This is a genomic window from Pseudomonas sp. B37(2017) (genome assembly GCF_002112885.1).
GTDB classification, from domain to species: Bacteria; Pseudomonadota; Gammaproteobacteria; order Pseudomonadales; family Pseudomonadaceae; genus Aquipseudomonas; species Aquipseudomonas paraglycinae.
The window spans coordinates 156,780-177,497 of sequence record NZ_NEIX01000006.1 but is presented as its reverse complement, the minus strand read 5'-3'; the positions used below and the strand labels follow the sequence as shown (position 1 = coordinate 177,497).

Here is a 20,718-nt window from a genome sequence, read left to right as displayed (position 1 = left end):
CGAATGAAAGCAACTCGGTTTCGAGGGGTGAGGCGTCTGACGCCTTCGTCGGAACGCCGCCCGGACCAAGCTCGCTCCCACAGGGGCGGTGGTGTTTCGGAAAACGTGTCAGGGGAGAGAGGTATGAACAGGATCATCAACATCATTGGCGTCTGCCTGCTGGCGATGGCCGGCGCGCTGCTCACGCTGAGCGAGATTGCCCTGGCGCAAACCGGCGCCGGGCAGGTGCTGACCCGCGACGGCGTGTCGATCGCCTTCGATCTGAAGCCGCTGGCCAGCGACGGCCAGCTGCGTGAGGGCGAGTTCGCCGACGTGCAGTTTCGCGTCACCGACGGTGCGTCCGGCCAGCCGTTGTCCGGTGTAGCGCCGGGGGCGTGGATCGATCCGCAAGCCGTTGCCGCCGACCAGGCCCAGGGCCGTGACCAGAGCTGCAAGTCGCGGGTCGGCACGTTCCTCAAATCCAATATCGGCGCGCGGCCGTTGCTCGACCTCAACAGCTATTTCCTGCTGGTGATGAACCGCGATGCCAGCGTTTCGGTGGTCGATCCGTCAGTGTCGGTCGGCGGCATTACCAGTACTTTGGCGCGGATCGAACTCAAGCAGTCGCCGATGGACTGGGTCACGCCCAGGGACAATAAAAAGGTCTTTGTGTCGATGCCGACGGCGGGGGAAGTGGCGGTGATCGACAGCGAGCAATTCAAGGTGATCGACTCGGTGGCCGCTGGCAGCCAACCGGTGCGGGTCGCGCTGCAACCGGACGAGCGCCTGCTGTGGGTCGGCAACAACGCGAGCAAGGCTGAAGAATCCGGCGTAACGGTGATCGACACCCAGAGCCTCAAACCGCTCAAACACCTGGCAACCGGGCGCGGCCACCACGAAATCACCTTCAGCAAGGACAGCCGTTTCGCCTTCGTCAGCAACCGCGACGACGGCACTCTGAGCGTTATCGACATCGCCAGCCTGAGCCTGCTGCAACAGGTCAAAACCGGTGCCAGCCCGTTGTCGGTGGCGTACTCGCCGCTGTCCGGCGCGGTGTACGTGGCCGATGGCAAGGACGGCACCGTCACGGTGATCGACAGCAACAGCCGCGCCGTACGCCGGGTGATCAAGCTGCAACAGGGCCTCGGCCCGATGGGCTTCAGCGCCGACGGCCGTTTTGGCGTGGTGCTGAACACGGTGGAAAACCGCGCCACGGTCATCGACGCGGCCAACGATTCGGCGATCCATGACCTGGAGGTTTCAGCCGAACCCTATCAAGTGGTGTTCACCCAGGCCTATGCCTACGTGCGCGGACTGGCCTCGCCGAAAGTCACCATGATCAACCTGTCTTCGCTCGGCGAAGGGCGTCAGCCGATTACCCAGGGTTTCGAGGCCGGGCCGCAGCCGCCACGGCTGGCCGGGGACCTGCCGCTGGCGTCAAGCCTCGCGGTATCGCGCGACGACAACGCGGTGTTCGTGGTCAACCCGGTGGACAACACCACCTATTTCTACGCCGAAGGCATGAACGCGCCGATGTCCGGTTACCCCAACCGCGGGCAGATCGCCCGCGCTGCGCTGGTGATCGACCGCAGCCTGCGCGAAGTGTCGCCGGGGCTCTACAGCGCCCGGGTCAAGCTGCCGGCGGCGGGGCGCTTCGACGTGGCATTCCTGCTCAACCAGCCGAACATCATTCATTGCTTCAGCGCCCAGGTGGTGTCCGATGGCGCGCCGGAAAAACACCTGGGCGCGGCAAAAGTCGAGTTCCTGCTGGACAAGACCGCCGTGGCCCTCAACGACCCGTACGTGGTGCGCTTTCGCATCGTCCAGGGCAAACAGAAGATCCAGCGCAGCGGCGTGACCGACGTGCAGTTGCGCTACTTCCTCGCGCCGACTTCCCGCCCCCGCGAAGTGGCCGCACGGGAAGTCGCCGACGGCGTGTACGAAGCGCCGGTGACTCTCGACCGCAGCGGCGCCTGGTACCTGCATGTGCGCGCGGCATCGCTGGGCGCCGGTTTCGACGACAAGACATTTGCCAGTGTCCGGGTGCTGCCCGGCCAGACTCAGTGACGAGGAAAAGACCATGAACCGATTTGCATCCCGTGGCCTGCTGACCCTGTGCCTGTTGGCCGTTGGTATCCAGCAGGCCAGCGCCCACTCGGCGGATGAGCATGCCGGGCACACGGCACCGGCCGCCAACAGCCAGGAGCATGCCCAGGTCAAATTCGCCGACGTGCCGCTGCTCGACCAGAACGGCAAGACCGTGCATCTGGAGCAGGATCTGGTGCACAACAAAATCGTGGTCATGAGTTTCATCTACACCAGCTGCACCACGGTCTGCCCGGTGGTCTCGTCGATCATGGGCAAGGTGCAGAAACAGCTCGGTGCCCGGGTCGGCGCGGAAGTGCAACTGGTATCGATCAGCATCGACCCGCAGCGCGACGACCCGAAACGCTTGCAGGATTACGCCCGCACCTTCCAGAAAGGCCCGGGCTGGAGCTGGCTGACCGGTTCGCCGCAATCGATCACCGCCACCCTCAAGGGCCTCGGCAGTTTCAGCGGCGACTTCAAGAATCACCAGCCGCTGATCCTCGTCGGTGACGGCAACAGTCGCCACTGGACGCGTTATTACGGCTTCACCGATCCGGCACTGCTGGCCAAGGAAGTCGAGAAGCTCAGCGGCCTGCGTACCCACGCCAAACACACCGCGATTGCCATGGAGCAACAACCATGAGAACCCTGGACTGGATCACCCTGACGGTTTGTTTCTGGATTTTCAGCGCCATGGCCCTGGCTCACGAAGGCCACGAACAACCGGCACCAGCAACGACAACGACCAGCACTGCGCCCGCACCGGCCAAAGGCACTCACGACGCGAAAACCTGGTTCACCGACACCCCGTTGCTCGACCAGCACGGCGACGTCCAGCGTTTCTACAGCGATGCGCTGCACAACCGCGTGGTGCTGCTCAACGTGATCTTCACCAGTTGCAATGACGCCTGCCCGCTGATCACCCGCAAGCTCAAGGAAGTCCGCGAGCTGCTGGGCGACAAGGCCGACGGCATCACCTTCATTTCCCTTACCAGTGATCCGCTGCGCGACACGCCGGCGGTGCTCAAGGCTTACACCTTGAAGCAGGGTGCCGATGACCCTCACTGGCTTTTCCTCACCGGCGACAAGGCGCAGATGGACCTGGTGCTGGGCCGGATCGGCCAGATCGTGCCGACGCCCGAGCAGCACTCGACCCAGTTGATCGTCGGCGATGTGGCCAACAAACGCTGGAGCAAAATCCGTCCCGACGCCCCGGCCGCCGCCATTGCCCAGCGCTTGCAGCTGCTGACAATGCCCGTGGCCGGCCGCTGAGTCCGCGCCATGAACCTCGGCCGCGTCCTCGCCCTGATCCTGCTCGCTGGCGTCAGCCTCGGCGCAGCCGCGTTGCCGCTGACTGATGAAGAAAGCGCCGGCAAGCGCCTGTACCGCGAAGGCCTGTCCGCCAGCGGCGAGCCGATCATGGCGCGGGTCGGCGCGGCGGATGTGTTGCTGCCGGCCACCAGCCTGCCGTGCGCCAACTGCCACGGCGCCGATGGCCTTGGACGGCCCGAAGGCGGGGTGCGTCCGCCGCAGCTCAACTGGTCGCGGCTGACCAGCATCCATGGGCAGCAACAGGTCAACGGCCGCAACTATCCGGCCTACACCGAAAGCAGTCTGGCGCGGGTGATCCAGCAGGGGCGCGACCCCGGCAACAATCGCCTCGACCCGAGCATGCCGCGCTTCCTGCTGTCGATGAAGGATCAGCGCAACCTCACCGCGTACCTCAAGCGTCTGGCCGATGACCGCGATCCGGGGCTCGATGACCAGACCTTGCACCTGGGCACCTTGCTGCCCAGCCAGGGGCCGCTGGCCGAGGAGGGCGCCACCATCGCGGCGGTGCTCAACGGCAGTGTTGCGCGGATCAATCAGGCCGGCGGCATTCACGGCCGGCAGTTGCGCCTGACCGTGGCCGATCCCGGCCCGGATCGCGCCAGCGCCGAACAGGCCCTGCAACAGCTGATCGAGGAAGAGCAAGTCTTCGCCCTGATCGCACCGCTGGCCCCGGCGCTGGACAGCGAACTGGCGCCGCGTCTGGAGCAGTCCGGCGTGCCGCTGATCGGGGCCATGTCGCTGCTCGGCCCGGTGCAGGCCAGCCCGCAGATTTTCGAACCGCTGCCGGGCCTGCGCGAGCAACTGATCGCGCTGGCCGACTACGCCACCGCCAGTTTGCGGGTGCTGCAAGGGCCGACGCTGATTGCCTATCCCGATGACCCGGCCCAGGTGCTGGCGGCACAGACCCTTGGCCGCTATCTGCAGGATCACGGCTGGCAAAAAGTCCATTTGCAGGCCTACGACCCGACGGCGGACAGCTTGCCGCTGGGCTCGCGCTCGGTGTTCTACCTGGGCAACGGCGGTGGTTTCAGCCGGCTGGCGACCGGGTTGCAGAATGCCGGGCAGGTGCCGTACCTGTTTGCCGCATCGAGCCAGGTGGCGGGGGATCTGTTGCAGGTGCCGGAGGGTTTTTCCCGGCGGGTGTTTCTGGCGTATCCGTTCGTGCCCAGCGACTGGACCCAGGCCGGGCGCATGGCGCTGACGCTGTTGCGCGAGCATCAAGGCCTCGGCGCCCAGCACGCGGTGCTGCAAGTCGGCGCCTACGCCTCGATGCTGTTGTTCAGCGAAGGCATGAAGCAGGCGGGCCGCGACGCCAGCCGCGAAAAACTGGTGGCGGCGCTCGAAGGCCTGCACGACTTCGACACCGGCCTGACCCCGCGCCTGAGCTTCGGTCCCGGCCGACGATTGGGCCTGAGCGGGGCGCACGTGGTCACCGTTGACTTGCCCGACCAGCGTTTTTATCTGGTCGCTCCCTACAAACCGATTATTGCCACGCCCTGACCGGAGGCCCTGATCATGAAGCTCAAAACCCTGTGTTTGCTGCTGACATGCTGGTTGCCGGTGGCGCTGGCGCTGGCGAACAATGAACCGGTGGCCGCCCGGGTCAACGGCGAGGCGATTTCCGAGTTTCGCCTGGAACGCTTTTTCGCCGAATACCTGGAAGATCAGGGCCGCGCCGTGGCGAGCATCCGCAACCCCAAGGCCTATAAGCAACTGCGTCAGGCCGCACTGGACACGCTGATCGACAAGGAACTGCTCTGGCAGGAATCGCGCAAGCGCGGGGTGAAAATCGATGCGCAAGCCGTGCGCGAACAGGTCGAGCAGACCCGCACCGCCATCGGCGGCACCGATAAATTCCTCCAGCGTCTGCAGGACGCCGGTTTCGATGAGGCCTCGTTCACCGAGTACACCCACCGCGAACTGGCGGCGCAGCGGATGTTCGCCGAGCTGACTAAAGTCCAGGCCCCGGACGAGCAAACGGTGCGGGCGTTTTTTGCAGAACACCGTGCTGAAATGGGCGCGCCGGAGCAGGTGCAGGCCCGGCACATTCTGATCAAGGTTGCCGGCGATGCCGATGCCGCCACGGTTGAAGCGGCGCGACTACGCTTGATGCAGATGCGTGCGGCTATCGCAGGGGGGCAAACCTTTGCTAGCGTCGCTCAATCGGGATCGGAAGATGTCACCGCCAGCCAGGGCGGGGACCTGGGGTATTTCGCCCGTGGGCAAATGGTGCCGGCCTTCGAAACGGCGGCCTTTGCTCTCAAGCCTGGCGAAGTCAGTGCGGCGGTGCGCACACCGTTCGGCTGGCATTTGATTTTTGTCGAGAACCACAAGGAGGCGGCCGATGTCCCAGAGGAGCAAGGGCTGGAAACAGTCAGGGCGTACCTCGCCCGACAGCAACAGACCCAGGCTCGTCGTCAGGTGCTCGCGCAATTACGGGCAGAGAACAGGATCGAACGAATTGACGACGACTGAAGGTTCCCCCCCAATAGTGGGGAATGGCTTCGATGCCCATTCAGGTGCTTCCCCGTTTCTGGGGAACGGGGTACCGGGACGAGCGGGCATTACCATTCAATTCAAGGACATGAAGACAAAAAATTACCGGCACTCAGCCTGGCATGAAGTGTGCGTTACCTCTTGTGAGGCGCACTCCAGCAGGCTCCGCTTTCGGGATCTGTAGCTGCAAGGAGTTCACCTTGGTTAACAAAGTACTGGTTGTCGAAGACGAACAGCTGCTTGCACAGAACCTTCAGGATTATCTGTCGGCGCAAGGGCTGGAAGTCCGGATTGCACATGACGGCGCAGACGGAATCGGCCAGGCCGAGACTTTCGCCCCCGACGTGCTGGTGTTCGATTACCGCTTGCCCGATATGGAAGGGTTCGAGGTGCTCGACGCGGTTCGCCAGAACAGGACGTGTCATTTCGTGCTGATAACGGGTCACCCGACCGCTGAAGTCTGTGAGCGGGCGCGGCAACTGGGGGTCAGTCACATCCTGTTCAAACCGTTTCCTTTGGCGGAACTTGCCCGAGCTGTCTGCGACCTTCTGGGGATCCAGCGCGAAGCGAAACCCGGTGCGAGCCCATCCGAAGGCTTTGTCGAACGACGCCAGAGCAGGACCGAGAGCTTCCCGTTGCAGTTGTACGATGGCAGTTGGGTGCTGGCGGACCGCCGACGAAACAGGTCGGAGGCCATGGCACCGGACGACGATCAAATGCTCACCGGGGAGTAATGGCGCGATAGACGTTCCGGCATTCGCCGAATTCGCCTCCCGCGCCGTCAGGGCCTCAAGCCCCGGGTGTTGGAGAGCAAGCCATGGATCGTCTGTCCGTTGTCGTCGAACCGCTGTCGGTCAATCCTCCACAGGAGGCACAGACCCCGCCACGCTTTTCCAGTGAGCAACTGGCCCAGGCTCGGGCACGGGCTACCACTTCCGGGGAACGGGTGCTCGATGCACTGGCCGTGCTCTGCGAACTGGCGCCGATGCCGTTCATTGCCAGCCTCGGCGCGACCCTGCATTACCCGGTGCTCGACACCGACACGCTGTTTCTGGCGACCCCGGTGTTTGACCGGGTCACCCTCGCGCAATGCCTCAAACGTGAATTCATCCTGCTGCGCCACAACGACGAAGTCATCGGCGTGTTCGCCGACCCCTTCGACACGTCGCGTCTGGCCTGGATCGACGAATGCCTGCACGGCGCGCCGCTGTATCTGGTACACGCCGATGACCTCAAGGCCTATCTGGCCCGCCACGAAGAAAGCTTCCACGCCGTCGAATCGCTCAACGCCCAGGCCGACGCCGGCAGCGAGACCGATACCCTGCAAAGCCTGTCGCTGACCAGCATCAGCGAAGACTCGAGCGTGGTGGTGAAACTGGTCAACTCGACCCTGTACGACGCGCTGAAAATGCACGCCAGCGACATCCACCTCGGCACCACCGGCCAGGGTCTGGTGATCAAGTACCGGATCGACGGCGTGCTGAACAACATCGGCAAGATCCAGGGCAGCGAGTTCGCCGAGCAGGTGATCTCGCGAGTCAAGGTCATGGCCGAACTGGACATCGGCGAAAAACGCGTACCGCAGGACGGTCGCTTCAAGATCGGCATCAGCGGCCGGCAGATCGACTTCCGGGTGTCGATCATGCCGAGCATCTTCGGCGAAGACGCGGTGCTGCGGGTGCTGGACAAACAGGACCTGGCCGACAAGGTCTGCGGCGTGCAACTGCAAGCGCTGGGCTTTGAAGACGAAACCCTGCGTCAACTGCGTCGCCTCGCCGCCGAACCCTATGGCATGGTGCTGGTGACCGGCCCCACCGGCAGCGGCAAGACCACCACGCTGTACGCGATGATCACCGAGATCAACCACGGCGTGGACAAGATCATCACCATCGAAGACCCGGTGGAATATCAGCTGCCCGGCGTGCTGCAAATCCCGGTCAACGAGAAAAAAGGCCTGACCTTCGCCCGTGGCCTGCGCTCGATCCTGCGCCACGACCCGGACAAGATCATGGTCGGCGAGATCCGTGACCCGGACACCGCGCAGATCGCCGTGCAATCGGCGCTCACCGGTCACCTCGTATTCACCACCATTCACGCCAACAACGTGTTCGACGTGATCGGCCGCTTCACCCAGATGGAAATCGACCCCTACAGCCTGGTCTCGGCGCTCAACGCGATTCTCGCCCAGCGCCTGATCCGGCTGGTGTGCAGCAGTTGCAGCACGCCGGTCAACCCGAGCGATGAAGAGCTGCGCGCTTCGGGCCTCGATCCACAGAAAGTCGATCACTACCACTTCGTCCACGGCAAGGGCTGCGGCCACTGCCGGGGCAGCGGCTATCGCGGACGCACGGCGATTGCCGAGCTGCTGCACCTGGACGACGAACTGCGGCAGATGATCGTCGAGCGCCAACCCATCACCCAGATCAAAGCCCTGGCCTGCGCCCGTGGTTTGCGCCTGTTGCGCGAATCGGCGCTGGAGCTGGTGGAGCACGGTCGGACCACGCTGGAGGAGATCAATCGTGTCACTTTTATCGCGTGATCAATTTATCGCCGTGCTCGGCGCCAGCGGTGTCGGCCTCGGCCAGCGCCGGGGCAGCGACACCCTGTGGCTGGGCAGCGTCGGCTACATCGACGAAGGCTTCCAGAGCTACGCGGTGGCGCTGGACACCCTCGACCGCCTGCTCGGCGAACACACCCGTGCCGGTGCCGAGCTGAGCGTGGTGATCTCCGGCCACTTCAGCCGCTTCTGTCTGGTGCCATGGAGCGAGCAGATCAGCAGCCCTGACGAACTGCGCGGTTTCGCCCAACTGTGCTTCGAAGACCTGTTCGGCGCCCCGACCCAACCGTGGAGCCTGGTGCTTTCGGCCGAGCCGGCCGGGCATGACCGGATCGCCAGTGCCTTGCCGCAGGATTTGCTGGAACGCCTGCGCACGCTGGTCACGGGTCGCGGCCTGCGCCTGCGCTCGGTGCAGCCGTACCTGATGACCGCGTTCAACCGCTTCGACAAAAGCCTCGATGCCGGCGACTTCCTGTTCATCGTCGCCGAACCGCAACGCAGCGTGTTGCTGCTGGCAAGGGAAGGGCGCTGGTCGTCGGTGCGTTCGGTGGGCGGCAGCGACAGCGACGCGGCACTCAGCGCGCTGATCGGTCGTGAGCGGCAACTGCAGGCCTCCACCAGCGAACGCGCCTTCAACGTTTATCTGCACGCCCCGGCGCGCCTCGATGCGCAACCGGATGTAGCGGGGGTGCACCTGCGCACCCTCGAAGACAACTCGATGACCGTGCGTGACGCCTTGTACGTCATGTCCCGGGCGGTGGCCTGACATGCGCGCCTTGAACCTCGACTTCCAGCCACGCCCGCGTTCCGGCCCGTTGGGCTGGAGCCTGCTCGGCGGCGGTGTGTTGCTCGCGCTGGTGTGCTTCGGCGTGCAGCAGCACCTCGGCGATCAGGCCGAACAACAGCAAGGTCACTTGCAGCACACCCAGCGCCAGCTCACCGGCGACAGCGGCAGCAAGACAACGCTGAGCCCGGCGGAAACCCGCGAGCAGGCGCAGAACCTCGCCGAAATGCGCAAGGTCTCGCAGCAACTGCGCCGCCCCTGGGAACGCCTGTTCGCCATGCTCGAAGCCATGCCGCGCGACGACATAGCCTTGCTGACCCTGACCCCGGATGCCCGCAAGGGCCAGGTGCGGATCAGCGCCGAGGCGCGGGATCTGCAAGCGATGCTGGATTTCCACAAACGGCTGGAGGCCAGTGACGAGCTGTCCGACGTGTCGCTGCTGAGCCACGAAATCGTCGTCAAATCGCCGGAGCAACCGGTGCAATTCAACCTGTCGGCGACCTGGGAGATAGGCGATGCGAATCCCTAGACTGATCGTTCACGAATACCTGCAAGGCCTCGGTGTTCCGGGCCTGGCCGGTCTGGCGCTGCTGCTGGTCACGGTTGCCTGGGCACTCGGCGGTTTGCTGCCGGGCTGGCAATCGCTGCAACAGCTCAGCCAACAAACCCAGGAAGCCACCGAATACCTGACCAAGGTCGAGGACGGCAGCATCGCGCCGCCGGTGGTGCCGCAGCGTCAGCTCGATGATTTCCGCAACAAGCTGCCGGCCCAGCCGCAAGCCACCGTCGCCATCGATCGCATCTATGCGTTGGCTGCGCAGGAGCACATCACCCTGGCGCGCGGCGAATACGCCCTCGGCGTCGATCCCAAGACCCATCTGGCGCGCTACCAGATCCTGTTGCCGGTGCGCGGCAGCTACCCGCAACTGCGCCGTTTCCTGCACGCCTTGCTCGGCCAGTTGCCGGCGGTGGTGGTGGAAGACGTCGAGTTTCAACGCAAGAAGATTGCCGACACCGACCTCAGCGGCCGGATCCGTATGACCCTCTACCTGTCGAGGTCGTGATGGACACCAAACGCATAACCGGCTGGGTGGCGTTCTTCGGCGTGGCGGCGGCGCTGGCCTGGTTGCCGGAATATTTCTCGCCGAGCGACGAGGCGGACTCGACCGAGGTCGCCGTGGCCAGCCCGGCCAAAGCCAGCGCCCGTGGCGCCTTGCCCGCCAGCAGCGCCAAGGCGAATGCGGCGCCGATCAAGGACCTGAGCCCGGCCGGCGACCTGTTTGCGAGCAAATCCTGGAAGGCCGCGCCGACCTTGGCGACGGTCACCGAACAAGCGATCAACCCGACCCCGGTGGTGCAAGCCCCGAGCCTGCCACCGGTGCCGTTTCAGTTCGTCGGCAGGCTGCATGACCGCAGCGATCTGCAGGTTTTCTTGCAGGACGGCGAGAAAATCTACGTCGTGCGCAGCGGGGATGTGATCGACGACACCTGGAAGATTGCGGCGATTTCCGATGTGGAACTGAGCCTGGTCTACCTGCCTTTGCATTTGTCGCAGACCTTGTCTGTGGGGAGTACGCAATGAACAGATCCCGTTTGCTGATGAGCCTCGGCCTGTGTGCCGGGCTGGCCGCGTGCAGTTCCGCGCAGGTCGCCAACAAGGAAGCCGCCGACCTGATCGATCAGGGGCAGTACGAGGCGGGCCTGGCCCGGATCGAGGAAGGCTTGCGGGAAAATCCGCGCGACACCGAGCTGCACCTGCTGCTCAACAGTGGCCGGGCCAAGGCGATCACCGCGCTGCTGACCTCCGGTGACACCGACCGCGCCCGCCGCGATTTCGCTTCGGCCCGCACCGCCTACAGCCGGGTGCTGACCATCGAGCCGAACAACCGCCGTGCCCAGGATGCCCTGCGCCAGCTCGACTACCTGCGCAGCATGGACGAGAAACTGGAGCTGGCCCGTGGCGACCTGCGCCGGGGCGACATCTACGGCGCCGACCGCCAGGTCAAGCAGATCCTCGAACTCGACCCGAAAAACGACGGCGCGCTGGAACTGCAAGGCAACATCCGTCTGGTGCAGAGCCGCAACGTGATCCAGTACCCGCAACTGCGCACCCGGCTCGACCGCCCGGTGACCCTGGAATTTCGCGACGCCAACCTCAAGACCATTTTCGAAGTGCTGTCGCAGGTCGCCGGCCTGAATTTCATCTTCGACAAGGATCTGCGCCCAGACATGAAAGCCACGATCTTCGTGCGTGACGTGCGCATCGAAGACGCCGTGCAACTGCTGCTGCAACAGAACCAGCTGCACCAGAAAGTGGTGAACGAAAACACCTTGCTGATCTTTCCGGACTCGCCGCAGAAGCTGAAGGATTATCAAGAGCTGGTGATGCGCACCTTCTACTTGACCAGCATCGACGCCAACACCGCGCTGAACATGATCAAGACCATGCTCAAGACCCGCGACGTGTTCGTCGACGAGCGCCTGAACACCCTGACCATGCGCGATACCGAAGACGCCGTGCGCATGGCCGAGAAACTCCTGCAATCGCAAGATCAGTCCAACCCCGAAGTGGTGCTGGAAGTGGAAGTGATGGAAGTCGCCACCCAGCGCATTCTCGACCTCGGCCTGCAATGGCCGAACACCTTCGGTGTGGTCAACAGCGACGGTTCGGCGGTGACCATTCTCGATCAACTGAAAGGCATCAACTCCAGCCGGATTTCGATCTCGCCGTCGCCGCAGGCCAAGATCAACGCGCAGGACAACGACATCAACACCCTGGCCAGCCCGGTGATCCGCGTCAGCAACCGCGAACAGGCGCGCATCCACATCGGTCAGCGGGTGCCGATCATCAGCGCCACCTCGGTGCCTTCGACCCAGGGCCCGGTGATCACTGAAAGCGTGACCTACCTCGACGTCGGTCTGAAGCTCGAAGTGCAACCGACCGTACACCTGAACAACGAAGTGGCGATCAAGATCGCCCTGGAAGTGAGTAACGCCACGCCGCTGGAGCCGACTCGCCAAGGGACGATTCCGGTGCAGGTCGACACCCGCAACGCCCAGACCTCGCTGCGCCTGCATGACGGCGAAACCCAGATCCTCGCCGGCCTGATGCGCAACGACCACGGCGCTACCGGCAACAAGATCCCGGGCCTCGGCGACATTCCGGGTCTGGGCCGGTTGTTCGGCAGCAACAAGGACACCATCGGCAAATCGGAACTGGTGCTCTCGATCACCCCACGGATCGTGCGCAACCTGCCGTACCAGAGCCCGTCGGACATGGAATTCCCGACCGGCACCGAAACCAGCATGCACATCCAGGCGCCGGACCGTTCGCAGAACTACACGATGCCAGCGCCTGCCGCGCAGCCTCGTGCAGTCGGTGAAGCGGCCGTGGCAACCACTCACGTTACCGTCGAGAAGCCTTGATCATGAACGCCTCCCAGCGCGGTTTTACCTTGATCGAAGTCGTAGTGACGCTGGCCCTGATCGGCCTGCTGGCCGGCATGGCCGCGCCGCTGACCGAGACCCTGGTACGGCGTGGCAAGGAGCAGGAACTGCGCACCGCGCTGTATCAGATTCGCGATGGCATCGACGCCTACAAGCGTGCCTTCGATGCCGGCTACATCGAGAAATCCCTGAACAGCAGCGGCTATCCGCCGAACCTGAAAGTGCTGGTCGAAGGCGTGCGCGACGTGCGCAGTGCCAAGGGTGCGAAGTTCTACTTTCTGCGCCGGATACCGCGGGATCCGCTGGTGCCGGCAAAACGTGACGACAACGGCGGTTGGGGCCTGCGGGCCTACAACAGTTCGGCCCAGAACCCGCGCGATGGCGAGGACGTGTTCGACGTCTACTCCCATGCCCGGGGCAAGGGCCTCAACGGCATCGCGTACCGCGAGTGGTGATTCTCATGCGCCGGGAAAAGGGTTTTACCTTGCTCGAGCTGATGGTGGTGATGGCGATCATCGCGACGCTGATGACCATCGCCTTGCCACGCTACTTCAACAGCCTCGAGGCCTCGAAAGAGACCACGTTGCACCAGAGCCTGTCGGCCATGCGCGAGGCGCTGGATCACTACTACGGCGACACCGGGCGCTATCCCGATTCCATCGAACAACTGGTGGAAACCCGTTACCTGCGCAACGCGCCACTGGACCCGATCACCGAACGCAATGACCAATGGGTGCTGATCGCTCCGCCGGACGGCGTGGCGGGCGGCGTTGCCGACATCAAGAGCGGAGCTACCGGGAGGGCGCGTGATGGCAGCCAGTATTCCGAGTGGTAAGCACGTGGAGCAGGGTGGGTTCACCTACCTGGGCGTGCTGTTCCTGATCGTGATCATGGGCATGGGCCTGGCCAGCGCCGGCGAGCTGTGGTCGACCGTGTCGCGCCGCGATCGCGAGAAGCAACTGCTGTGGGTCGGCACCCAGTACGCCCAGGCGCTGCGCAGCTACTACCGCAGTTCGCCGGGGCTGGCGCAGTACCCGAAAGAGCTGGTCGACCTGCTGCAGGACGAGCGTTTTCCGGAAGCCCGCCACCATTTGCGTCAGCTCTACCCGGACCCGATCGGCGGTGGCGAATGGGCGCTGCAACGAGGTTTCGACGGACGCATCACCGGCATCAACAGTGCCTCCACCGAGGTGCCGTTGAAGCAGGCGGACTTCCCGTCGCAGTGGTCGGATTTCGAAGGCATGCAGCGGTATTCGGACTGGCAGTTCGTGGCCGAAAAAGCCTTTCTCGATGGCACCAACGGCCCTGCAAAAGGCCAGTCAGCGCTGCCACAGGCGTTGCAGCCATGAGCCGCCACGTGTGGTGCGCGTTGATCTTCGCGGCCGTGGCGTCTTTCGCCAGCGCCAGCGAAGAAGACGAAATGATGGGCTTCATCGTCGACGACACGATCTCGCACATCGGCCACGACTTTTACTACTCGTTCAGCGAGCGCCTGCGCGACACCAGCCGCATGGATTTCAACCTGGTGGTGCGCGAGCGCCCCGACGCACGCTGGGGCAGCCTTGTGACCGTCGAATATCAACAACGCCTGGTGTATCGGCGCTTCCTGCCGCCGAACACCGTGGAACTGAAGGACGAGGCCTACGAGGCCGCCGATTCGGTTCGACTGGAGGTCGTCCGGCGCAAGCTGGAAGCCTTGTTGCAGGACACCACCGACCTTGAGAAGGACGAACTATGAACACGACAACGTTCTCACGGCGCAGCGGATTCTGGATTTCGGGGTTGTTGATCGGGCTTGCCAGCGCCGCTGCCGTCCAGGCCACCGAACTGGTCTACACGCCGGTCAACCCGTCGTTCGGCGGCAACCCGCTCAACGGCACCTGGCTGCTCAACAACGCCCAGGCGCAAAACGACCACGACGATCCGGATCTCAAGAAACGCTCGACGGTGGCCGGCACTTCGGCGCTCGAACGTTTCACCAGTCAATTGCAGTCGCGGCTGCTGGGGCAACTGCTGGACAACATCTCCACCGGCAACACGGGGAGCCTGTCCACCGACGCTTTTATCGTCAACGTCGTTGATGACTCGGGGGCACTCACGATTGAAGTGACCGACCGAGCGAGCGGCGAAGTTTCCGAAATTCAGGTGAACGGCCTCAACCCATGACGGGATGACGGTTCCGGGGAGTGATGGACATGAAAAAAATAATAGCGCTAGGGCTGATGTTGGCAGCATTACAAGGGTGCAGTCTGCGCGAGCCGATGCCGGCCGAGCAGGACACCGATACCCCGACCCTGACCCCCAGGGCCTCGACCTACTACGACTTGCTGAAAATGCCGCGACCCAAGGGCCGGCTGATGGCGGTGGTGTACGGTTTCCGTGACCAGACCGGACAGTACAAACCGACGCCGGCCAGTTCCTTTTCCACCAGCGTCACCCAGGGCGCGGCGTCGATGTTGATGGACGCGATGCAGGCCAGCGGCTGGTTTGTGGTGCTCGAGCGGGAAGGGCTGCAGAACCTGCTGACTGAACGCAAGATCATTCGGGCTTCGCAGAAGAAGCCGAATACGCCGGTGAACATTCAGGGTGAGCTGCCGCCGTTGCAGGCGGCGAACATGATGCTCGAGGGCGGGATCATCGCTTATGACACCAACGTGCGTAGCGGTGGGGAAGGGGCGCGGTATCTGGGGATTGATTTGTCCCGTGAGTACCGGGTGGATCAGGTGACGGTGAATTTGCGCGCGGTGGATGTGCGTAGCGGGCAGGTGTTGGCGAATGTGATGACGAGCAAGACGATTTATTCGGTGGCGCGCAGTGCGGGGATTTTCAAGTTTATCGAGTTCAAGAAGTTGCTTGAGGCTGAGGTCGGGTATACGACTAATGAGCCGGCGCAGTTGTGTGTGTTGTCGGCGATTGAGGCGGCGGTGGGGCATATGGTGGCGCAGGGGATTGAGCGGCGGTTGTGGCAGGTGGCGGGGGATGCTTCTACGCCTTCGCAGGATGATGTTTTGAATCGGTACCTGACTCAGAACAAGGTGGATCCGGAGGCTGAGTGAACTTGGCGGCCTTTGGGCCGACCAGGTTCCTTTGGGGGGGTGTGAATATCCGTTTCTTTGGATGCGGCCGCTGACGGTTCCGCCCTTACGGCGGGTCACTTTGGCAAACGCCCCAAAGTAACCAAAGGTCTGGGCCCCGGCGTTCGGCCCCTCGCTGGGGCTCGGGGTTCCTTCGCTCCGGGATTCATCCGGGGGCATCGCCTCCGGTTTGCTTCGCTGCACCTCCTCTCGATGTGTTTGGCTTCGCCAAACGGTCGCTTCGCTCCCACCCCCGGATAAATCCCTCCACTCAGCCTGCCGAAGGGGCCGGCACGTCAAAAGCTTTACTCGAGCTAACGCTCATTGTGTTGAGTGGTGAGAAGCGAAAAGCGAAAAGCGAAAAGCGAAAAGCGAAAAGCGGACTGCTTTTGCTTTGATCGTTCCCACGCTCCGCGTGGGAATGCAGCCCGGGACGCTCCGCGTTCCATTCTCGAATGTTTAAAAGTTGTGTCTGTTTTGCCGATCCTTCCCACAAGGTTTTCAGGTTGTCCGTCGGAAGCGCGGGCTCTAGCCTGTTTCGGTCGCTGCCAATTCAGCGATCGGGTCTGGAAACCCGGATGTGTGAGAAAGCGAAATCGCTTTTCATAACGTATGCTTGCGCACCTTCATTGTGTGCACGCTGTTATGGCGGCTGTGCGCGGGAGACATTTATGTCTGCCGGGTCGCGTTCTCCCCGGATTTCCAGCCCGCGTACAGCTGCCACCCATTCTTCCTGGAAGTCGATTGGGCCGGCTGCAACCATCAATGAGGACGAAATGACCATGAAAAAACCAACACCCAACCCACCCGAAACCCAAGCCAACCCCGAAACCGACCCAACCTCCCCATACACCTCCACCCACTCCAAAAAACTCCACGAAGCCGCCGAACGCGCCCTCGATCATTACCTCTGCCCCGGCGCCCACATCATGGGCAGCGCCAACGAACCCGCCCCGATGTACCTCGCCAACCCGGCCTACAACACCGAATCCCTGCTCGCCAACGCCTGCGAATCTCTGGGCTCGGCCAGCGAAATGCTCAACAACTTCGCCGCCACCCTAGACCCCGCCCACCGCAAGACCGCCCTGGGCATCGCACAGATCCTCATGCTGGGTGAATTGGCCGTAAATCAGGCCTTGGATCACGTCGAACTGAAGGGCTGATCCAGCACATCCCCAATAAAAAACGCGGCCCAGCAACGGGTCGCGTTTTTCACATTCAAACTGGAGTCACCATGGATCCCCTGATATCCACAATCGTTTCAGACTTTGAAAGCGAAGAGCAGGCCGCCAGCTACGACCGCTGGTTGATTGCCAAAATACAGGCTTCAATCGATGACCCGCGTCCGAGCATTCCGCATGACCAGGTGATGGCTGAAATGTCGGCCCTGATGGAGGACAAACGAAGAAAGCATGAGGCGGGGTGAGTGCTTTGCGTTGGCAAGGTGAAAAGTAGAAAAGCGCAATGCCGATTTTGGCTACTCTACTGCTTCCTGACGACTAACTATTTTTGAGAAGCGCATGGACCTTTCACCACCACTGGAAATCGACAGCACAGCTTATGCAGAATTCTTGGGTCTGTGGGAAATGGGCTCTTTTGATAACCAGCGATTGGGGCAAGCCTTCTACAACCACTTTCGCCTCCATCGGTTAACCGATCAGGCTTTGTTACAGGGGCTGTACGAGGCGGACGGCAAGAAGGCTCGAGCCGCTATAAGTCGTATATTTCATCTCAATTAGCATCAGCCCTTTTGCGCATCGATTCCATCAAGGCATATATCTCGGCCATCACCTGGTCATGCGGAATGCTCGGACGCGGATCATCGAGAGAAGCCTGTACTTCGGCCCGAAACCAACGGTCATAACTCGCAGCCTGCTCCTCGGGATCAAGATCCGAAACCACCGGGCACAGTGGGTCGAAAGGTATCGCTGTCGTCGCTGTCTGGATGAATTGCATGTGGGCCAAGCTCCATGGGGATCAAGTTGTCCCGGCAAATCCTAGAGCCTGCACTTCCGACGGCCAACCGCCAGAACTCGTCAGAAAATTCCCGAAGCTTCTGAAAACGTTCCGTTTTTCCGTAGGACGCGACCATGGGCTTTTACCCATGAGTGACGTTAGAATGCCATCACTTTCAGTGTGCAAATCAAAAGGAATGAATAAGTGCTCATACTGTTCGCGCTGGCGCTGTTGTTTACCGTGACGTTCGCCTTGATTGGGGTGGTTGGTGTGATAGCGCCGAAGCTTTTCAGGGACAGAAAAACCGGTCGGATCCCCAGCCGGTTCAGCCTGTTCCTGGCAGGGTTGGTCATGAGTGGAGCGTCTTTCGCTCTTCTCACCTATACCTCCACCAAGGTTCAGCAGGCCGCAGGCTTTGGCGGGTCGGGCGGCGTCTCCGCCAGCGCCAACCGCGACGCTTCACCTTCTGCGACTTCCATGGGATTGAGCGTCGACGAGTTTCATGACGCGTTCAACGCCGCTATTGGTCGATACAAAAAAGAATACAAAGCCGCCGACTTTGATGTCGACACAACCGGCGTTACGGGAGTGTTCAATTACATTTTCAGCCAGGACCTGACGATGATGGGAACCCTTGACAAGGATGACGGCAACGTCGACTTGATCATCATCAATATCTCTCCAAACGAGGAGGAGGCGGAGCAGCTTCGTATGTTGACTGTTCTGTTGGCGACCACCGAGGCACTCAATCCTGACATTCCGGTGGAGGAGAACAAAAAGATGGTGATGGAGGTATTCCATGAATCCATTGTGAAGTTCAATTCTGAAGATTCAGTCGAGCGTCGGGTAGGCGACCTCAAATACTCGGCGAGGACGGGTGATCACACAGGCATGATGTTTTCTGTCGTGAAGAGCAGCGAAGGCTGAATCGTCCTGCTGGCATAAAAAAGCCGCGATCCCTCACCCGGGGATCGCGGTTTTTTTTACCCAACACTTACTGCTGCAACACCGTCGCCTGGTTAGCCGACCCGAACTGTTGAATGGTCGCAGTCTGCGTCATCCCGCTCTGATCCACATTGGCAATGTTCCCGGTGCCGCCCTGGGTTACATACGCCACGTTCATGGTGTCAGCCTGTTTCACGGTGATCATGTTGTCGCTGCCATACAACTGCGCGGTGTAGGCCTGGTTGCCGGTGCCGGATTGATCGAATTCGGCGCTGTTGCCCGAGCCGTTCGAGGAGCCCTGAACCAGGTTGGTGGTGCCGCGTTGGTCGGCGATGAGGATGTTGTCGCTGCCGTTCTGATCGAAGTACAGCTCGTTGTAGGAATCCACCTGGCTGACCGTGGTCTTGTTGCCAGTGCCGGTCTGGTTGGTGGTCATGATGTGGCCGATGCCGTCCTGTTTGAAGCTGGCGATGTTGCCGTTGCCGGCCTGGGTGACGGTGGCGCGCTGGCTGCTGCCGAACTGGCCGCCCAGTTGCGGGCCTTTCCAGTTGCTGGCGTAGACCTTGTTGTCATTGCCCACCGAGGTGGCGTTGAGGGTGTGGCTGTCGCCGTTCTGGTAGGTGAAGTGCACGTTGCCGTTGCCGACCTGGTACAGCGCCAGGGTCGAGTTGACCGATTCGAACTGGTCGGCATAGATGGCGTTGGTGTTGCCGACCTGGGTGACGGCGGCGGTGTTGTTTTCGCCGAAGCTCTGGTCGACCACGGTTTCGTTGCTGTCGCCGTACTGGTTGACGGTGGCCTGGCTGGCCAGTTGCGAGTCTTGCCAGATTTCGGTGCCGTTGAGGTTGCCGAACTGGTTGATGGTGATGTTGCCGCCAGTGCCGTTGCGCTGGTCGCCGTAGGCGTAGTTGTTTTCGCCGGCCTGGTTGATACCGATCTGGCCGCCGTTGTGCAGTACCTGTTCGGCGGTGCCGTAGTTGGCGGTGCCGTACTGGGTGATCACCGAGCTGTTGCCGGTGCCTTCGTACAGTTGCTCGATGTTGGCTTCGTTGCTGTCGCCGAACTGGAAGGTCTTGCCTTCGCTGCCGTTCTGCGAGTCTTGATAGACGAACGAGAAGTTGCCGGTGCCTTGCTGTTGTTGCAGGGCCTGATTGCCGGCGCCGAAGCCGAGGGACTGGCTGGCATGGGTGGTGTTGAAGGCACCGACCTGTTGCTGGGTGATGGTGCTGTTGTCTTCGTAAAGCTGCTCGGCGTAACCGGCGTTGTAGTCGCCGACCGCGTCCTGGGTGATGACGCTGGTGGCGGTGTCTTGCACGGCGGCGGCGTCGTTGCCCTGGCCCAGTTGGGTCTGGGTGGCGGTGCTGAACGGCGCCTGCGTCTGCTTGACGTTGGCGATGTTGGCGGTGCCGAGCTGGCTCTGGGTGGAAATGCTGTCGTCGGCCATGGCCTGGGCACTGATCATGACCAGGATGGCGGCGGTGAGGGGCGTCAGTTTGAACATGATGAACTCTCCGATGATTGCAGTGCTTAGCGATATTGCTTGACCGAAACGCTCATGCCGTTGCCCGACTGGGTCACGGCGCTTTGCAGCCCCGTGCCGGCCTGCTCGATGCTGGCGTCGTTGTTGTTGCCGTTTTGCGAAATCTGCGCACGGTTGTGGCTGCCGGTTTGCGTGATGGACGCGGCGTTGCCGGAGCCGTTTTGTGTGATCAAGGCCATCAGGTCGCTGCCTTGTTGCAGGATGTACGCCTCCTGATTGCTGCCCGACTGCACGATCTTGCCCAGCAGCGACTGACCGTTCTGCGAGAGCAGGGCGAGGTTGACCTGGCCGTTCTGGTCGATCAGGGCTTGCTGGCCCACGGGGGGCGGCAGTTCGCCGAGGTCGGCGCTGTTGGGCGCCAGGTCATCGTTTTCCATCAGGTCGTCGGCGCGCACGCCCGCACTGACGCACAGGGCGAGCAGGCAAAGCAGGGCGGCGGTCGGCGTGTTCATGGCGTTGTCCTGTGTTGTGTGTTGCTCAAATCCGGAATCGCGGCTGAGTCAGCCCCACCCACCCCGCG

The 20,718-nt window shown here is 62.4% G+C and carries 25 protein-coding genes; 22 read left to right on the top strand and 3 right to left on the bottom strand.

From position 1 onward, the window contains the following. Nucleotides 1-123 precede the first annotated feature (123 nt). From CAF90_RS17130 to CAF90_RS29750, 21 genes are all read left to right on the top strand, one after another. Nucleotides 124-2,046, top strand: a complete 1,923-nt coding sequence (locus CAF90_RS17130; RefSeq protein ID WP_085607722.1) for a YncE family protein — start codon at nucleotides 124-126, stop codon at nucleotides 2,044-2,046. Nucleotides 2,047-2,059: 13 nt separating this feature from the next. Next, nucleotides 2,060-2,710 (top strand): SCO family protein, encoded by a 651-nt coding sequence (locus tag CAF90_RS17125; protein WP_007956112.1) that lies wholly within the window; start codon nucleotides 2,060-2,062, stop codon nucleotides 2,708-2,710. Then, on the top strand, nucleotides 2,707-3,339 hold the full coding sequence (locus CAF90_RS17120; protein ID WP_085607720.1) for an SCO family protein: 633 nt from the start codon (nucleotides 2,707-2,709) through the stop codon (nucleotides 3,337-3,339). Before CAF90_RS17125 ends, CAF90_RS17120 begins: the two co-directional genes overlap by 4 nt. A 9-nt stretch (nucleotides 3,340-3,348) precedes the next feature. Beyond that, on the top strand, nucleotides 3,349-4,899 hold the full coding sequence (locus CAF90_RS17115; RefSeq protein ID WP_085607718.1) for an ABC transporter substrate-binding protein: 1,551 nt from the start codon (nucleotides 3,349-3,351) through the stop codon (nucleotides 4,897-4,899). A gap of 15 nt (nucleotides 4,900-4,914) precedes the next feature. Continuing rightward, the gene (locus CAF90_RS17110; RefSeq protein WP_085607716.1) at nucleotides 4,915-5,874 is read left to right on the top strand and encodes a peptidylprolyl isomerase; all 960 of its coding nucleotides are present in this window, start codon (nucleotides 4,915-4,917) and stop codon (nucleotides 5,872-5,874) included. A gap of 221 nt (nucleotides 5,875-6,095) precedes the next feature. Beyond that, nucleotides 6,096-6,629, top strand: coding sequence for a response regulator (locus tag CAF90_RS17105; RefSeq protein WP_085607714.1), 534 nt, complete (start codon nucleotides 6,096-6,098; stop codon nucleotides 6,627-6,629). An 83-nt stretch (nucleotides 6,630-6,712) separates the two neighbouring features. Then, entirely contained in the window at nucleotides 6,713-8,434 is a 1,722-nt protein-coding gene (locus tag CAF90_RS17100) for a GspE/PulE family protein (RefSeq protein WP_011333429.1), read from the top strand. Continuing rightward, entirely contained in the window at nucleotides 8,415-9,218 is an 804-nt protein-coding gene (locus tag CAF90_RS17095; RefSeq protein ID WP_085607712.1) for a hypothetical protein, read from the top strand. The genes CAF90_RS17100 and CAF90_RS17095 overlap by 20 nt, the downstream gene beginning before the upstream one ends. Before the next feature lies 1 nt (nucleotide 9,219). Continuing rightward, on the top strand, nucleotides 9,220-9,765 hold the full coding sequence (locus CAF90_RS17090) for a PilN domain-containing protein (protein ID WP_007956129.1): 546 nt from the start codon (nucleotides 9,220-9,222) through the stop codon (nucleotides 9,763-9,765). Further along, on the top strand, nucleotides 9,752-10,300 hold the full coding sequence (locus CAF90_RS17085; protein ID WP_085607710.1) for a GspMb/PilO family protein: 549 nt from the start codon (nucleotides 9,752-9,754) through the stop codon (nucleotides 10,298-10,300). The genes CAF90_RS17090 and CAF90_RS17085 overlap by 14 nt, the downstream gene beginning before the upstream one ends. Next, on the top strand, nucleotides 10,300-10,818 hold the full coding sequence (locus tag CAF90_RS17080) for a hypothetical protein (RefSeq protein WP_007956134.1): 519 nt from the start codon (nucleotides 10,300-10,302) through the stop codon (nucleotides 10,816-10,818). The genes CAF90_RS17085 and CAF90_RS17080 overlap by 1 nt, the downstream gene beginning before the upstream one ends. Continuing rightward, nucleotides 10,815-12,662 carry a secretin N-terminal domain-containing protein gene (locus tag CAF90_RS17075; protein ID WP_085607708.1) on the top strand — a complete coding sequence of 616 codons (1,848 nt, stop codon included), beginning with the start codon at nucleotides 10,815-10,817 and terminating at the stop codon, nucleotides 12,660-12,662. The genes CAF90_RS17080 and CAF90_RS17075 overlap by 4 nt, the downstream gene beginning before the upstream one ends. Before the next feature lie 2 nt (nucleotides 12,663-12,664). Beyond that, nucleotides 12,665-13,138 (top strand): type II secretion system protein, encoded by a 474-nt coding sequence (locus CAF90_RS17070; protein WP_007956136.1) that lies wholly within the window; start codon nucleotides 12,665-12,667, stop codon nucleotides 13,136-13,138. A gap of 5 nt (nucleotides 13,139-13,143) precedes the next feature. Then, the gene (locus CAF90_RS17065; protein ID WP_007956137.1) at nucleotides 13,144-13,518 is read left to right on the top strand and encodes a type II secretion system protein; all 375 of its coding nucleotides are present in this window, start codon (nucleotides 13,144-13,146) and stop codon (nucleotides 13,516-13,518) included. Next, on the top strand, nucleotides 13,493-14,032 hold the full coding sequence (locus CAF90_RS17060) for a type II secretion system protein (protein WP_007956138.1): 540 nt from the start codon (nucleotides 13,493-13,495) through the stop codon (nucleotides 14,030-14,032). Before CAF90_RS17065 ends, CAF90_RS17060 begins: the two co-directional genes overlap by 26 nt. Further along, nucleotides 14,029-14,421 (top strand): curli production assembly/transport protein CsgE, encoded by a 393-nt coding sequence (gene csgE / locus CAF90_RS17055; RefSeq protein WP_085607706.1) that lies wholly within the window; start codon nucleotides 14,029-14,031, stop codon nucleotides 14,419-14,421. The genes CAF90_RS17060 and csgE overlap by 4 nt, the downstream gene beginning before the upstream one ends. Further along, nucleotides 14,418-14,849 carry a curli assembly protein CsgF gene (locus CAF90_RS17050; protein WP_007956141.1) on the top strand — a complete coding sequence of 144 codons (432 nt, stop codon included), beginning with the start codon at nucleotides 14,418-14,420 and terminating at the stop codon, nucleotides 14,847-14,849. Before csgE ends, CAF90_RS17050 begins: the two co-directional genes overlap by 4 nt. Before the next feature lie 29 nt (nucleotides 14,850-14,878). Then, nucleotides 14,879-15,739, top strand: a complete 861-nt coding sequence (locus tag CAF90_RS17045) for a CsgG/HfaB family protein (protein WP_085607704.1) — start codon at nucleotides 14,879-14,881, stop codon at nucleotides 15,737-15,739. Nucleotides 15,740-16,539: 800 nt separating this feature from the next. Continuing rightward, complete coding sequence (locus CAF90_RS17040; protein ID WP_085607957.1) at nucleotides 16,540-16,920, top strand: DUF6124 family protein; 381 nt, start codon at nucleotides 16,540-16,542, stop codon at nucleotides 16,918-16,920. Between the two features lie 71 nt (nucleotides 16,921-16,991). Continuing rightward, entirely contained in the window at nucleotides 16,992-17,183 is a 192-nt protein-coding gene (locus CAF90_RS17035) for an antitoxin (RefSeq protein ID WP_085607702.1), read from the top strand. Nucleotides 17,184-17,277: 94 nt separating this feature from the next. After that, nucleotides 17,278-17,496, top strand: a complete 219-nt coding sequence (locus CAF90_RS29750; RefSeq protein ID WP_085607700.1) for a hypothetical protein — start codon at nucleotides 17,278-17,280, stop codon at nucleotides 17,494-17,496. Here CAF90_RS29750 and CAF90_RS17025 read toward each other — a convergent pair. Continuing rightward, nucleotides 17,489-17,713 carry an antitoxin gene (locus tag CAF90_RS17025; protein ID WP_085607698.1) on the bottom strand — a complete coding sequence of 75 codons (225 nt, stop codon included), beginning with the start codon at nucleotides 17,711-17,713 and terminating at the stop codon, nucleotides 17,489-17,491. The genes CAF90_RS29750 and CAF90_RS17025 overlap by 8 nt on opposite strands. A 204-nt stretch (nucleotides 17,714-17,917) precedes the next feature. Between CAF90_RS17025 and CAF90_RS17020 the strand changes: the two genes are divergently transcribed. Beyond that, on the top strand, nucleotides 17,918-18,640 hold the full coding sequence (locus tag CAF90_RS17020; protein WP_007956147.1) for a hypothetical protein: 723 nt from the start codon (nucleotides 17,918-17,920) through the stop codon (nucleotides 18,638-18,640). 67 nt (nucleotides 18,641-18,707) lie between these two features. On the opposite strand, the gene CAF90_RS17015 is transcribed toward CAF90_RS17020, so the two are convergent. Together CAF90_RS17015 and CAF90_RS17010 are read right to left on the bottom strand one after the other, a co-directional pair. Continuing rightward, nucleotides 18,708-20,159, bottom strand: a complete 1,452-nt coding sequence (locus CAF90_RS17015) for a curlin (protein WP_085607697.1) — start codon at nucleotides 20,157-20,159, stop codon at nucleotides 18,708-18,710. A 26-nt stretch (nucleotides 20,160-20,185) separates the two neighbouring features. Further along, on the bottom strand, nucleotides 20,186-20,650 hold the full coding sequence (locus tag CAF90_RS17010) for a curlin (RefSeq protein WP_007956150.1): 465 nt from the start codon (nucleotides 20,648-20,650) through the stop codon (nucleotides 20,186-20,188). Nucleotides 20,651-20,718: the final 68 nt, after the last annotated feature.